Genomic DNA, 13,739 nt, shown 5'->3' with positions numbered 1-13,739 from the left:
CCCGAACTCCCGGATAGGAAGGGGACCATGACCCACGTCGGTGCCATTCTCCGTCCCCAGCTGCCTCCCGAGCGGTTCCGCGCCGCCGCGCGCATCGCCGACGACAGCGGGCTCGACGAGTTGTGGCTGTGGGAGGACTGCTTCCGGGAGGGCGGGATCTCCTCCGCCGCCGCCGTGCTCGCCTGGACCGAGCGGGTGCGGGTGGGGGTCGGGCTGCTGCCCGTGCCGTTGCGCAACGTCGCCCTCACCGCCATGGAGGCGGCCACCCTGTACCGGATGTTCCCGGGCCGGGTCGTCGTCGGCGTCGGCCACGGTGTCCAGGACTGGATGGGGCAGGTCGGCGCGCGGGCCGCGTCGCCGCTCACCCTCCTGCGCGAGCACACGGTCGCGCTGCGCGCCCTGCTGAACGGGGAACGGCTCAGCACCGAGGGCCGCTACGTCCGCCTCGACGACGTCGCCCTCGACTGGCCGCCCACCGAGCCGGTCGATGTGCTCGTCGGCGCCGTCGGGCCCCGCACCGTACGGCTCTCCGGTGAGGTCGGCGACGGCACCGTCCTCAACGAGGCGGCCTCGCCCGACGGGGTCCGCGAGGCCCGCCGGCTCATCGACGAGGGGCGCGCCGCGGCCGGGCGGAGCGGCGCGCACAAGGTCGTCGTCTACCTCATGACCGCGACCGGCCCCGGTGCCGAGGCCCGGGTCCGGGCCGAACTCACCTCCCTCGGGCTCGGTTCCGTCCCCGGTCTCGGTGCCGCCGGCGACGCGGCCGAGGTCGCCGACGCCGTCCAGCGCTTCGCCGACGCCGGCGCCGACACGGTCGTCCTGCTGCCCACGGCCGACGAACCCGACCCCGAGGGGTTCCTCCGCTTCGCCGGAAACGACGTCCGCTCCCTGGTGAAGGCCTCATGACCACCAACCCCCACCCCGCCCCCGAGGGCCCCCGTGCCCACCCCGCCCCCGACCCCGACGCCCCCCACCCCACCTACGCCTCCCTCCTCGCCGAAGGCACCTCCGTGCCCACCGAAGGCTGGGACTTCTCCTGGTTCGAGGGGCGGGCCACCGAGGCGCGGCCCTCGTGGGGGTACGCCGTCTCCCTGGCCGGCCGGCTCGCCCGCGCCCGGGCCGCCCTGGACCTGGACACCGGGGGAGGGGAGGTCCTGGACTTCGCCCTGGGGCGTGCCGTACGACGTCCCGTGCTGACCGTGGCCGCCGAGGGCTGGCCCCCGAACGTGGCGAAGGCCACCGCCCTGCTGCGCCCGCGCGGCGTCGCCGTGGTCGCCGTCGCCGAGGACCGGCCGCTGCCGTTCGCGGACGGCACGTTCGACCTCGTCTCCAGCCGGCACCCCGTGCGGCCCCGCTGGACGGAGATCGCCCGCGTCCTCGAACCGGGCGGCACGTACTTCGCCCAGCACGTCGGCCCGCGCAGCGTCTTCGAGCTGGTCGAGTACTTCCTCGGGCCGCAGCCGGACGCGGTTCGCGGCGCCCGGCACCCCGACCGGGAGCGTGCAGAGGCGGAGGCGGCCGGGCTGGAGGTCGTCGAGCTGCGCGCGGAGCGCCTGCGCATGGAGTTCCACGACATCGCCGCGGTGGTGCACTTCCTGCGCAAGGTCGTGTGGATGGTGCCCGGCTTCACCGTGGAGGCGTACGAGCCCCGGCTGCGCGCGCTGCACGAACGCATCGTCTCCGAGGGGCCCTTCGTGGCGCACAGCACCCGCCACCTCGTTGAGGCGCGCAGGCCCGCGCCGTAAGTTGGCCGGAACGCACCTTTCGAACAGGGCAAGTCGGTGCAAAGCGGCCCATATACGCCCATCATCTCCACACGTTTTCCACATCGTTATCAGTAACCCCTCGCGTCACATGTCAGGCTCACGTAAGTTCGGACCAAGGCAATTCGCGTAAGCAAAGCTGCGCGGGCGTCACCGCGCAGTGGAGGGGGCTGCGCGGTGGCGCGCCCGTCAAGCGGGCGTTCGCGGCCGGGGTCGCCCGTCGGGGGGACGGCCGGGGGCCGGTCGGCGTGTCTGTCGAAAATCGCCCTCTTGCACCCGATTGCCCTGGGATTCCGCCCTTTTCCGGCCACCAGAACCCCCTGAACTCACCCTTCCGCGGGCCTCTCCGCGTCGTCGTTCGACTGCGGAGAGTAGTTGTGGGGCGCCGATGCGCGCAGCATCACTTACGAAGGGTTATGGTGGAACCCCCCCCCTCGGGCCGGTCCGTCTCCCCCCCACGGACCGGCCCGTTTTTTCGTCCGCCCCGGCGGTACCCATGTCCGGGGACAGCGGCCTCCGCTTCCCGCACCACCGGCTTTCCGCTGGCCAGGCCCCTCGACCCGTTCCCGGCTCCCGCCGCCGGGCAGAGGTAGGCTGCGGCCCGCGGGGAACCACTTCCGCACGGAGGGGCAGACAATCACGTGAACCTGCGCGACAAGCTGCGCGGCCTGCTGGTCAGGCTCTACGCACGCCGGGTGGAAGGCCACCTGGACCACGCTCAGGTGCCCCAGCACATCGGCGTCATCATGGACGGCAACCGCCGCTGGGCGAAGGCCTCCGGTTCCAGCACGATGCACGGCCACCGGGCCGGGGCGGAGAAGATCGAGGAGTTCCTCGGCTGGTGCTCGGAGACGGACGTCGAGGTCGTCACCCTCTGGCTGCTCTCCACGGACAACTTCGACCGGCCCGAGGACGAGCTCGTCCCCCTCCTCGGCATCATCGAGGACGTCGTGCGCACCCTCGCCGCCGACGGGCGCTGGCGCGTGCACCACGTCGGCACGCCCGACCTGCTCCCCTCCGGCATGCAGCGCACGCTGAAGGAGGCCGAGGAGTCCACCGCGGACGTCGACGGGATACTGGTCAACGTCGCCATCGGCTACGGCGGACGGCAGGAGATCGCCGACGCGGTGCGCTCGATGCTGCTGGACGCGGCCGAGCGGGGGACCCCGATCGAGCGGCTCGCCGAGTCCGTCGACATCGACATGATCGGCCGCCACCTCTACACGGGCGACCAGCCCGACCCCGACCTGGTGATCCGCACCAGCGGCGAGCAGCGGCTGTCCGGGTTCATGCTGTGGCAGACCGCGCACTCGGAGTACTACTTCTGCGAGGTCTTCTGGCCGGCCTTCCGCAAGGTCGACTTCCTGCGCGCCCTGCGCGACTACGCGGCCCGCCACCGCCGCTTCGGCGGCTGACGGACCACTCGGGGGAGCGGCCCGCCCGCGCGGCGCAAAAAGCACCCACGGCGGGTGCGGCGAGTCTCCCCGGACCCGGCGCTCCCGTTCGCACTCGCCATCCCGCCCGCCACCGCGACCGCGCCACACCGCCCCCACGAGGCCCCCGTCCACCCCTCGTGCCGCTCCCTTCACGAGGAGTTCACCGGTGCGCCGCCCCGGGGCGTTGCATGGCGGCGCTCGTTCGAGGGCATAACCCAGACAGGTCGACACCCGAACCACGGGTGTCGGATCTCAGCGGACGGCTCGGGGCCGTCCGCCCGGGAGGCCCTTTGCACCAGCCCCACCGTGCGGTCACAGCACGGAAGCAGCCGCGGAGGGCCGGTTCTCGGCCCGCCGTGTGCGAGGGCCGCCGACCGGCCTGGATGCCCCCACCCTCCCGGCCCGGCTTCCACCTCGTCGCTCCCCGACCTCATCCGAGGGGGTACGTCCTTCCGTGGTGACCAGCACAAAGCGCCCCAAGCCAGACCGGCGCACCTACGTCCTCGACACCAGCGTCCTGCTGGCCGACCCGCACGCCCTCACCCGCTTCGACGAGCACGAGGTCGTGCTCCCCATCGTCGTGGTGACGGAGCTGGAGGCCAAGCGGCACCATCCCGAACTCGGGTACTTCGCCCGGCAGGCCCTGCGCCTGCTCGACGACTACCGGGTGAAGTACGGCCGTCTCGACGCCCCCATCCCCATCGGGGAGCTGGGCGGGACCGTGCGTGTCGAGCTCAACCACTCGGACCCCAGCGTGCTGCCCAGCGGCTACCGCCTGGGGGACAACGACTCCCGCATCCTCGCGGTCGCCCGCAACCTGCAGGCGGAGGGGTTCGACGTCACCGTCGTGTCGAAGGACCTGCCGCTCAGGATCAAGGCGTCCTCCGTCGGCCTGCTGGCCGAGGAGTACCGCGCCGAGCTCGCCATCACGGAGAACTCCGGCTGGACCGGCATGTCCGAGCTGACGCTGCCCGGCGAGCAGGTGGACGTCCTGTTCGAGGAGGGGCACGTCTACGCCCCGGAGGCCGCCGAACTCCCCGTGCACACCGGTCTGACCATCCAGTCGGAGCGGGGCAAGGCACTCGGCCGGGTGACCCCCGAGGGCAACGTCCGGCTGGTCCGCGGCGACCGTGAGGCGTTCGGCATCAAGGGCCGCAGCGCCGAGCAGCGCATCGCGCTCGACCTGCTGCTCGACCCGGACGTCGGGATCGTGTCGATGGGTGGCCGGGCCGGCACCGGCAAGTCGGCGCTCGCGCTGTGCGCCGGCCTGGAGGCGGTGCTGGAGCGCCGCCAGCACCAGAAGGTGATGGTCTTCCGTCCGCTGTACGCGGTGGGCGGGCAGGAGCTCGGCTACCTGCCCGGCACCGAGGCGGAGAAGATGAGCCCCTGGGCGCAGGCGGTCTTCGACACGCTGTCCGCGGTCACCAGCCGCGAGGTCATCGAGGAGGTCACCGCCCGCGGCATGCTGGAGGTGCTGCCGCTGACGCACATCCGCGGCCGTTCCCTGCACGACGCCTTCGTGATCGTCGACGAGGCGCAGTCGCTCGAACGGAACGTGCTGCTGACCGTTCTGTCCCGGATCGGCGCCAATTCGCGGGTCGTGCTGACCCATGACGTGGCGCAACGGGACAACCTGCGGGTGGGCCGTTACGACGGCGTGGTCGCCGTGGTGGAGAAGCTGAAGGGACATCCGCTCTTCGCCCACGTCACCCTGAACCGGTCCGAGAGGTCCCAGATCGCCGCGCTCGTGACGGAGATGCTCGAAGACGTGAACATCTGACCGATCCGGGAGGAACCCGGCAACTGCCGGGCCCGGGCGGTGTGTTGGCGCCGTCCCGCAAAGGCCGAAAGCCTAGCGGGGCGGCGCCTCCGCATGCGGGCGTTCGGTGAAATCCCCGGAGCCAAACGGGATGTGAGCTTTCACACGCAACTCGGAATTGCCTCGCGGCGTCGGGGTACGGCAGAGTCTCCTTCCTGTCAGGCCCCGCATACGACACAGCTGTACCCCCAGCGGTACAGGACCACGTCAGTACCTCCAACTGCATAGCGATGTCGTATGCCGCCCGCGCACCACACGGCGCTCCCCCGGAGGAGTCGCCCACCGGGCCCGTGCCTCCGTGACCCGCAGTTGGGAGGCCAGTGTCAGGGGCACGATTGCGTCCGCGAGGGTCACCGAAGCGGGCGATGCTGGAAGGAAACCGTGTGAGCCGGATCTCGGTCCGGGGATTCGCAGTGGCCTCGGCCACGGCGGTCACCGCCGTCGGAAGCGTCGTCGGCGTTGCCTCGGGCAGCACCGCGCAGCCCAACGACGCAGAGGCGACGGCAAGCGATGCGACGCTGCTCGCGGACATCCCCGCGGGCCAGCAGGCCCAGGTGCAGACCGCGTCCCTGACGCAGCAGGCCACCTTCCAGGCCATCGCTGCCGACGAGACCGCCAAGAAGGACGCCGAGGAAGCGGCCCGCAAGGCCGCCGCCGAGACCGCCATCGCGAAGAAGGAAGCCGCCGAGCAGGCCGAGAAGGCCGCCAAGGAGCGCGCGGAGGCCAAGGTCAAGGCCAGCCGCAGCGCGGGTGACTTCCCGGTCCTGAGCTCCTACTCGGTCTCCCAGATCCAGGCCATGGCCCGTCAGATGGTGCCCAGCGGCCAGTTCCAGTGCTTCAGCAACATCGTGGACCACGAGTCGAGCTGGAACTACCGCGCGGTCAACGCCTCCTCCGGCGCCTACGGCCTCTTCCAGGCCCTGCCCGGCTCCAAGATGTCCTCGGTCGGCGCCGACTGGCAGACCAACCCGGCCACCCAGATCAAGTGGGGCCTGAACTACATGGACAGCCGCTACGGCAGCCCGTGCGACGCCTGGAACTTCTGGCAGGCCAACCACTGGTACTAGGCCCGCCGGCCCCCGGCCCGTCGGTCGCCCGCGACCCGGTGGTCCGTTCTCAACCTCCGACAGCCCCTCCCCGTCCTAGGGGGAGGGGCTGTCGCCCTGTACGGTCGTACACCGGAACGACTCCTGGGGGGAGTGGTGGACTGGACCCGGGGACTCGGGGGAAGAGGACGGATCATGTCACGAGTACCAGGGTGGCTCGGCCGCCTGGGAGCGGGTCTGAGCGAAATGGGTGAGCGGCTCGACGAGCGCCGCGCCGAGGTCCGCCGCGAGAGCGGGGACGAGCCCGAACCCGCGGCGGCGCCCCCTGCGGCCGCCCGCAGGCCCGCCGCGCCCGCACCGCCCGCCGTCCGCCCCGACCCGGCGCAGGCCGTGCCCTGGGGCGTACGGGTCGCCGCCGAGGCCGGCTGGCGGCTGCTGGTGCTCGCCGGCACCGTCTGGATCCTCATGCGGGTCATCAGCGCCGTCCAACTGGTGGTGCTGGCCTTCGTGGTGGCGCTGCTGCTGACCGCGCTCCTCGAACCGACCGTGGCCCGGCTGAGGCGCAAGGGCGTGCCCCGGGGGCTGGCCACCGCGCTCACCGCCATACTCGGCTTCGTGGTCATCGGGCTGATGGGCTGGTTCGTGACCTGGCAGGTCATGGAGAACATCGACAACCTCTCCGACCAGGTCCAGGACGGCATCGACGACCTGCGCCGCTGGCTGCTCAACAGCCCGTTCCACGTCACCGACAAGCAGATCAACGGCATCGCCAAGAACCTGCGCGACGCGATCGGCGCCAACACCGACGAGATAACGTCGGCCGGCCTGGAGGGCGTCACCGTCGTCGTCGAGGCGCTGACCGGCATACTGCTGGCCTTCTTCTCGACGCTCTTCCTGCTCTACGACGGCAAGCGCATCTGGGAGTGGACCCTCAAGCTGGTCCCCGCCGCGGCCCGTCCGGGCGTGGCCGGCGCCGGCCCGCGGGCCTGGACCACGCTCACCGCGTACGTGCGGGGCACGGTCCTGGTGGCCCTGATCGACGCGATCTTCATCGGGATCGGCATCTACTTCCTCGACGTGCCGATGGCCGTGCCGCTCGCGGTGTTCATCTTCCTGTTCTCGTTCATCCCGCTCGTCGGCGCGGTCGCCTCCGGCGCGCTCGCCGTGGTCGTGGCCCTGGTGACGCAGGGCGTGTTCACCGCGGTGATGACCCTCGCGGTCGTCCTGGCGGTCCAGCAGATCGAGGGCCACATCCTGCAGCCCTTCATCCTCGGCCGCGCGGTGCGGGTGCACCCGCTGGCGGTGGTGCTCACGGTGGCGGCGGGCGGCATGATCGCCGGCATCGGCGGTGCCGTGGTGGCCGTACCGCTGGTGGCGGTGACGAACACGGTCGTGAGCTACCTGCACGCCTACGCGCGCGGTGAGGTGGACGACGCGCAGGACGTGGGGGCCGAGGCGGTCCCGGCCGTGGCCGGCGGTCCCGGCGCGGTCCCCGGCGGCGGGCAGGAGCCCCCGGTGCCGCACCAGCCGGCCGAGCCGGTCGTCCCGGTCGGCGAGGTGCCCGGCGCCACCCCGGCCGGGGACGGCGGCTCGGCGGTGGACGTGAAGGACCTCCCGGACGCGAAGGACCCCGCCCACGAGGCGTGAGCGGGGTCCCGGGGGTGGTCCTCGGCGGGCCGGCGTCTACTCGACGTCGGCCAGGACGGCCTCCGCCTCCAGCGTGACGGCGACGGCCTGCACCACGGAGGCGATCTTGAACGCTTCCTGGATCACGTCGCGCTCCAGGCCCGCCTTGCGCAGCACCTGCTCGTGCGAGTCGAGGCACATCCCGCAGCCGTTGATCGCGGACACGGCGAACGACCACAGCTCAAAGTCGACCTTGTCGACGCCCGGGTTGCCGATGACGTTCATCCGCAGGCCGGCCCGCAGGGTGCCGTACTCGTGGTCCGACAGCAGGTGCCGGGTGCGGTAGAAGACGTTGTTCATCGACATGACGGCGGCGGCGGCCTTGGCCGCGGTGTACGCCTCCGGCGAGAGGTTGGCCTTCGCCTCCGGCGCCAGCTCACGCAGGACGAGGGGGGAGCGCGCGGCGATCGCGGTCGCCAGCACGGTGCCCCACAACTGCTGCGCGGGCAGGTCGGAGTTGCCGATGACCGAGCCCAGGTTGAGCTTCAGGTCCTTGGCGTGGTCCGGGACCCGGGCCTTGAGGGAGTCGAGGGACATGCCTCACTCACCCGCCAGCAGCGCGACCGGGTCGAGGGTCTCGTCGCCCTTGCTCCAGTTGCAGGGGCAGAGCTCGTCGGTCTGCAGGGCGTCGAGGACCCGCAGGACCTCCTTGGGGTTGCGGCCGACGGAGCCCGCGGTGACCATCGTGAACTGGATCTCGCGGTTCGGGTCGACGACGAAGACGGCGCGCTGGGCGAAGCCGTCCTCACCCTCGATGCCGAGGGCGCGCATCAGCTCGTGCTTGGAGTCCGCCATCATCGGGAACGGCAGGTCGGTCAGGTCCGGGTGGTCCTTGCGCCAGGCGTGGTGGACGAACTCGGAGTCGCCGGAGAAGCCGAGGATCTGGGCGTCGCGGTCGGCGAACTCGTCGTTCAGCTTCCCGAACGCGGCGATCTCGGTCGGGCACACGAAGGTGAAGTCCTTCGGCCACGCGAAGACCACGAGCCACTTGCCCTCGTAGGACTTGTGGTGGATCTCCTCGAACTCCTTGCCCTTCTCGAGCGAGACGCAGGCGGTCAGTTCGAACTCGGGAAACTTGTCACCGACAGTGAGCACTAACTCTCCTTGCAGCGGGGAGACACCCGGATCGCGGGCGTGTCCCAGGGGTTGGACGTGCCCGATCGTGGCACACGGTGCATTGATTCGGGAAATAGCTACACTGGGGCGGGTTGATCGGAGGTAGCTATCAGTGACCGTGGGTAATGCGGGTGCCCGGAGGCGGCAGCCCAGTCTCGCCCAGCTGCGGGCGTTCGCGGCCGTCGCCGAGCACCTCCACTTCCGGGACGCGGCCGCGGCCATCGGCATGAGCCAGCCCGCGCTGTCCGGGTCCGTCTCCGCGCTGGAGGAGGTGCTCGGGGTGACCCTCCTGGAGCGTACGACGCGCAAGGTGCTGCTCTCGCCCGCCGGTGAGCGGCTGGCCGTGCGGGCCAAGGCGGTCCTCGACGAGGTCGGGGCGCTGCTGGAGGAGGCGGAGGCGGTGCGGGCGCCGTTCACCGGGGTGCTGCGCCTCGGGGTGATCCCGACCGTCGCGCCGTACCTGCTGCCGACCGTCCTCCACCTCGTCCACGACCGCTACCCGCACCTCGACCTCCAGGTGCACGAGGAGCAGACCGCCACGCTCGTCGACGGCCTGCACAGCGGCCGCCTCGACCTGCTGCTGCTCGCCGTCCCGCTCGGCGTCCCGGGCGTCGTGGAACTCCCGCTCTACGACGAGGACTTCGTGCTCGTCACCCCGCCCGGGCACCGGCTCGGCGGCCGGGAGGGCATCCCGCGCGAGGCGTTGAAGGAGCTCACCCTGCTGCTCCTGGACGAGGGGCACTGCCTGCGCGACCAGGCCCTGGACATCTGCCGCGAGGCCGGGCGCGAGGACGCCCCGGTCACCACCACCGCCGCCGGGCTGTCCACCCTGGTCCAGCTGGTCGCCGGGGGCCTGGGCTGCACGCTGCTGCCGCGCACCGCGCTCGCCCTGGAGGCCGGCCGGTCCAGCCGGCTGCTCACCGCGTCCTTCGCCGACCCCGCCCCGAGCCGCCGGGTCGCCCTCGCCATGCGCACCGGCGCGGCCCGCTCCGCGGAGTACGAGGAACTCGCCACTGCCCTGCGCGGGGCCCTGCGCCCCCTGCCGGTGCGGGTGCTGTCCGCGGAGGCCTGAGGCCGCGCCCGGGCCCCCACCGCGCGCCGTCCCCTCCGGCCGGAGCACGCACGGCCGGGCCGCCACGCACAGCGGGCCCCACCCCCGGTCGAGGGGTGGGGCCTTCGCTGTGGGCGGTCACTCCGTGCGGAGGCCGTCCGGCCGCATCAGGCGCAGCAGCGGGGGCAGGCTCAGCAGGGTCACCGCGAGGACCACCCCGGCGCCGGCCCCGGACATCGACAGCACGCTCGTCCAGTCCACCGTGACGCCGGTGCCCGTCATCCGCAGCAGCACCGCGCCCAGCGCCAGCCCGACCGCCAGCGACAGCAGCAGCCCCAGCGTGACCGGGATCGCCGTCTGCCACAGCACCGACAGGCTCAGCGTGCGCCGCCGGGTGCCGAAGGCGACCAGCGACGACAGCAGCTTGCGCCGCTCGCGCAACTGCTCCAGCTGGGACACCAGCAGGCTGGCCCCGATCAGCGCCAGCACGCAGACCGCGCCGACCAGCAGCCCGGTGCGGATCGAGTCGTAGCCGCGGGAGCGCTCGGTCGCCGACCACACCGACGGGTTCTGCAGCGGGTCCATCGACACCGCGACGTTGCGCACGTACTCGGCCGCCTCCGGCACCGTCGGGTCGAGCGACAGGTACAGCTGACCCGAGACCTGCGCGGCGGCCTTCGCGGGCAGCGCGGACGGGGTCAGCAGGAAACCGCCGCGCCGCATGCCCGTCGGGTCGACCACGGTCTCCGCCCGCCGCACGCCCGCCGGGACCGTCCAGGTGACGTCCGGGCCCTCGTCCCCGCGGGGCGAGAAGTGCAGGACGCGGCCGGGCGTGGCCAGTGTCGCGGTGTCCGTGTCGTACTCGGCGCCGTGCAGGGCGAACGCGTCGCCGTCGCGGCACGTCGGTAGGGCCGCCACCTCGCGCAGGGCCGCGCAACTGCCCACGGTGACCTGGGTGGACTTCGCCGGTCCGCTGTCCGTCCCCCACGCGGCGTCCCCGAGGGAGCCCTCGGACAGTGCGATCACGCGCCGTACGCCCTTGGTCGCGGTGAACCGCGCGCTCTCCGTGGCCAGGGACCGGCCGTCCGGCACGGACAGCTGCATCTGCGCCCGTTGGACGTCCTTGCCGGTGCTCTTGGTGTAGTCGGCGTCGACGCCCGCGAACAGCATCTGCAGGGCGATCGCCCCGGCCACCGCAACCGCGATGCCGTTGACCATCCGGGCCGCCGTACCGCTGCTCAACTGGAGTCGGCGCACGGCGAGTTGCCAGGCCACTCCGCCGGAGCCCAGCCGGGCGACGACCGTCTCCACCAGCCACGGCAGCAGCGCGGTCACGCCCACCAGGAGCAGCAGCACGCCGGCGGTCACCAGGTACTGGTTGAACTCCCCGTCGCCACGGCCCTTGCCGATCATCGGTGCGAGCATCCCGAGGCCCGCCACCGGCAGCAGCAGCCGCCACCACAGCCGGCGCCGCGCGGGCTTCGCCGTACGGACCACGCCGAGCGGCTCGATGACCACCCCGCGCAGCGCGAGCAGCGTGACCAGCACGGCGGCCGCCGGGACGGCGACCGCGACCAGCGCGGCCAGCAGCGGGGAGGGGTTGAGGTAGCTGGGGAACACGCTCACTCCCATGACCTCCACCGAGCCGGCCACCTCCCGGCCGACCCAGAAGAACCCGGCTCCCAGCACCAGTCCGAGCAGCGCCCCGGCGAGCGCCTCGCCCGCCGCGATGCGCCGGGTCATCGCGCTGTCGGAACCGACCAGCCGCAGCGCCGCGAGCCGCCGGTCGCGCCGCTCGCCGCCGACGCGCACCGCCGCAGCGATGAACACCGCGACCGGCATCAACAGCACGACGATCACGACCAGGTTGAGCAGCACCAGCACCGGATCGGCCCGCTCGGCGACCGGGTTGGGGCTGCCGTACTCCTTCAGCCGCGCCACCTGCGAGCCGTCGATCCGGTCCGCCAGCCCCGATGCCCCCGCGTAGTAGGCGAGTTCGTGCGAGCCGATCAGCCCGCTCTCGTGGATGGTCCCGACCACCTTGTACGGCAGTCGCTGGCGCAGCAGGGCCGCGTCGTCGGAGCGGAGCAGTTCCTCCAGTGCCGGCGAGACCACCATCTCGCCGCGCGCCGGGTACGTGTCCACGCCGGGCGGCGGCGGCGCCTTCGGCCCTTCCGGCTCCACGAGCCGTCCGCGCACGTCCTTGTCGTGGAACGTGGTATTGGTGTCCGCGATCACGAACGTGTCGTCACCCCGGGGCGGGGGCGTCTGGGAGTACGTGTAGTCGGAGCGGTCCCTCTCGCGGTGGTCGCGGACCGAGAGGGCGTTCGGCAGGGCGGTCGAGAGCAGCAGCAGCGCCACCCCGAGCCCCACGCCGACGGCCGTCAGCGTGACCCGCAGCCACCCCTCGCGCCCCCCGGAGAAGGCGAACCGCAGACCCAGCCGCAGGTCGCGGCCCCACCCGGCGGGGCTCATACGGCCCGCTCCATGTCCCGTGACCTGCCGTCACGCACGACGATCTCGCGATCCGAGTAGGCGGCGACCCGCGCCTCGTGCGTGACCAGCACGACGGCCGCGTTCGTGGAGCGGGCGGCGTCGGTCAGCAGCTCCATCACGCGCTCGCCGTTGAGCGAGTCGAGCGCGCCGGTCGGCTCGTCGGCGAACAGCACCCGGGGCCCGGTGACCAGCGCCCGCGCGACCGCGACCCGCTGCCCCTGGCCGCCGGAGACCTCGCCGGGCCGCTTGCCGCGCAGGTCGTCGACCTCCAGCCGCTGCATCCAGTCGAGCGCGGCCCGCTCGGCCTCCTTGCGGGAGGTGCCGTTCAGCCGCAGCGGCAGCGCCACGTTCTCCACGCACGTCAACTCGGGCACCAGCTGGCCGAACTGGAAGACGAAACCGAACTCGCTGCGCCGCAGCGCGCTGCGCTGGGCGTCGCTCATCGTCGCCATCTCCCGTCCGTCGTAGGTGATGGAGCCCGAGTCGGGCGGCACGATGCCGGCGAGGCAGTGCAGCAGCGTCGACTTGCCGGAGCCGGAGGGCCCCATGACGGCGACGACCTCGCCCGGGTGGATGGAGAACTCGGCGCCGTCCAGCGCGACGGTCGGCCCGTAGGCCTTGCGCAGGTCGTGGGCGGCCAGCAGGGAACCGGCGGGGGCGATCACGGGGCCACCACCGCCTCGCGCAGCTTCTCCAGCCGGGCGGCGGTCAGTTCCAGCCAGCGCAGGTCGGCCTCCAGGTGGAACAGCGCGTGGTCGCAGATCAGCTGGTCGGCGAGGTCGCCCTTGCGCTTGCGGTCGGTGAGGATCCGCATGCTGCGCAGGTGCTCGGCACGCTGGGTGTCGAGGACGTCGGCCGCGTCGCGGTGGGTGAGCAGCGCCAGGACGACCTTGGTGTAGAGCGTCGACTGGAGGTAGGGCTCGGGCTTCTCCGGCGTCGCGAGCCACTGCTCGACGTCGGTGATCCCGGCGTCGGTGATGGCGTACCGCTTGCGCTCGGGACCGCCGCCCGCCTCGATGCCGTCGACCTCGACGAAGCCGTGCTTCAGCAGGCGGGACATCGTGGAGTAGACCTGGCCGTAGTGCAGCGGCCGGTCGTGACCGAACTTCTCGTCGAAGGCCCGCTTGAGGTCGTAGCCGTGGCGGGGCCCGGACTCCAGGAGCCCTAGGAGGGTGTGACCGATGGACATGCCGATGACTGTACACGCGGTGTATACGCGAGGTGTATACGCCGCGTGCAGAGGTGGTGGCGGGGGGTGCGGCCCCGCAGGTGGGGGGCGATTGTCACGGTTTCGCTACACGGCGGCGAGGTGGTGGTGGGTGGGTG

Annotated in this window: 12 protein-coding genes; 7 read left to right on the top strand and 5 right to left on the bottom strand. The window is 72.3% G+C overall.

Annotation, left to right across the window (positions count from 1 at the left end; all coding sequences use genetic code 11):
* Window positions 1–27: 27 nt before the first annotated feature.
* The 6 genes from AQJ30_RS28925 to AQJ30_RS28900 all read left to right on the top strand — a co-directional run bounded on the left by AQJ30_RS28925 (window position 28) and on the right by AQJ30_RS28900 (window position 7,711).
* The gene (locus AQJ30_RS28925; protein WP_067239819.1) at window positions 28–906 is read left to right on the top strand and encodes an LLM class flavin-dependent oxidoreductase; all 879 of its coding nucleotides are present in this window, start codon (window positions 28–30) and stop codon (window positions 904–906) included.
* Window positions 903–1,745, top strand: a complete 843-nt coding sequence (locus tag AQJ30_RS28920; protein WP_079084373.1) for a methyltransferase domain-containing protein — start codon at window positions 903–905, stop codon at window positions 1,743–1,745. The genes AQJ30_RS28925 and AQJ30_RS28920 overlap by 4 nt, the downstream gene beginning before the upstream one ends.
* A 659-nt stretch (window positions 1,746–2,404) precedes the next feature.
* On the top strand, window positions 2,405–3,178 hold the full coding sequence (locus AQJ30_RS28915) for an isoprenyl transferase (protein ID WP_067239817.1): 774 nt from the start codon (window positions 2,405–2,407) through the stop codon (window positions 3,176–3,178).
* 475 nt (window positions 3,179–3,653) lie between these two features.
* Window positions 3,654–4,979: an RNA 5'-3' helicase PhoH2 gene (phoH2, locus tag AQJ30_RS28910; RefSeq protein ID WP_067239816.1), complete on the top strand. Its 1,326-nt coding sequence runs from the start codon at window positions 3,654–3,656 to the stop codon at window positions 4,977–4,979.
* Window positions 4,980–5,401: 422 nt separating this feature from the next.
* Window positions 5,402–6,085, top strand: coding sequence for an aggregation-promoting factor C-terminal-like domain-containing protein (locus AQJ30_RS28905; RefSeq protein ID WP_067239814.1), 684 nt, complete (start codon window positions 5,402–5,404; stop codon window positions 6,083–6,085).
* A 174-nt stretch (window positions 6,086–6,259) separates the two neighbouring features.
* Entirely contained in the window at window positions 6,260–7,711 is a 1,452-nt protein-coding gene (locus AQJ30_RS28900; protein ID WP_079084371.1) for an AI-2E family transporter, read from the top strand.
* Between the two features lie 36 nt (window positions 7,712–7,747).
* Here the strand turns inward: AQJ30_RS28900 and AQJ30_RS28895 are convergent, their stop codons facing one another.
* The gene (locus tag AQJ30_RS28895; RefSeq protein ID WP_067239811.1) at window positions 7,748–8,287 is read right to left on the bottom strand and encodes an alkyl hydroperoxide reductase; all 540 of its coding nucleotides are present in this window, start codon (window positions 8,285–8,287) and stop codon (window positions 7,748–7,750) included.
* A gap of 3 nt (window positions 8,288–8,290) precedes the next feature.
* Window positions 8,291–8,845 carry a peroxiredoxin gene (locus AQJ30_RS28890; protein ID WP_067239809.1) on the bottom strand — a complete coding sequence of 185 codons (555 nt, stop codon included), beginning with the start codon at window positions 8,843–8,845 and terminating at the stop codon, window positions 8,291–8,293.
* 133 nt (window positions 8,846–8,978) lie between these two features.
* On the opposite strand from AQJ30_RS28890, the gene AQJ30_RS28885 reads away from it, so the two are divergent.
* Window positions 8,979–9,938 carry a LysR substrate-binding domain-containing protein gene (locus tag AQJ30_RS28885; RefSeq protein ID WP_079084370.1) on the top strand — a complete coding sequence of 320 codons (960 nt, stop codon included), beginning with the start codon at window positions 8,979–8,981 and terminating at the stop codon, window positions 9,936–9,938.
* A 117-nt stretch (window positions 9,939–10,055) separates the two neighbouring features.
* Here AQJ30_RS28885 and AQJ30_RS28880 read toward each other — a convergent pair whose 3' ends face one another.
* Genes AQJ30_RS28880 through AQJ30_RS28870 form a run of 3 tightly spaced genes read right to left on the bottom strand, consistent with a single transcriptional unit; the run spans window position 10,056 to window position 13,602 of the window.
* The gene (locus tag AQJ30_RS28880; RefSeq protein WP_067239808.1) at window positions 10,056–12,392 is read right to left on the bottom strand and encodes an ABC transporter permease; all 2,337 of its coding nucleotides are present in this window, start codon (window positions 12,390–12,392) and stop codon (window positions 10,056–10,058) included.
* Window positions 12,389–13,078, bottom strand: a complete 690-nt coding sequence (locus AQJ30_RS28875; RefSeq protein ID WP_107119725.1) for an ABC transporter ATP-binding protein — start codon at window positions 13,076–13,078, stop codon at window positions 12,389–12,391. The genes AQJ30_RS28880 and AQJ30_RS28875 overlap by 4 nt, the downstream gene beginning before the upstream one ends.
* On the bottom strand, window positions 13,075–13,602 hold the full coding sequence (locus AQJ30_RS28870; protein ID WP_067239806.1) for a PadR family transcriptional regulator: 528 nt from the start codon (window positions 13,600–13,602) through the stop codon (window positions 13,075–13,077). The genes AQJ30_RS28875 and AQJ30_RS28870 overlap by 4 nt, the downstream gene beginning before the upstream one ends.
* Window positions 13,603–13,739 lie beyond the last annotated feature (137 nt).

It is taken from the genome of Streptomyces longwoodensis (assembly GCF_001514125.1).
Taxonomy (GTDB): Bacteria; Actinomycetota; Actinomycetes; order Streptomycetales; family Streptomycetaceae; genus Streptomyces; species Streptomyces longwoodensis.
The sequence above is the reverse complement of the archived record's forward strand: the minus strand, read 5'-3'. Positions and strand labels throughout refer to the sequence as shown.

Bases quoted from the DNA above. Each gene is read 5' to 3' on its own strand.
- AQJ30_RS28925 (WP_067239819.1), top strand. From the start codon at position 28: ATGACCCACGTCGGTGCCATTCTCCGTCCCCAGCTGCCTCCCGAGCGG.
- AQJ30_RS28920 (WP_079084373.1), top strand. From the start codon at position 903: ATGACCACCAACCCCCACCCCGCCCCCGAGGGCCCCCGTGCCCACCCC.
- AQJ30_RS28900 (WP_079084371.1), top strand. From the start codon at position 6,260: ATGTCACGAGTACCAGGGTGGCTCGGCCGCCTGGGAGCGGGTCTGAGC.
- AQJ30_RS28895 (WP_067239811.1), bottom strand. From the start codon at position 8,287: ATGTCCCTCGACTCCCTCAAGGCCCGGGTCCCGGACCACGCCAAGGAC.
- AQJ30_RS28880 (WP_067239808.1), bottom strand. From the start codon at position 12,392: ATGAGCCCCGCCGGGTGGGGCCGCGACCTGCGGCTGGGTCTGCGGTTC.
- AQJ30_RS28870 (WP_067239806.1), bottom strand. From the start codon at position 13,602: ATGTCCATCGGTCACACCCTCCTAGGGCTCCTGGAGTCCGGGCCCCGC.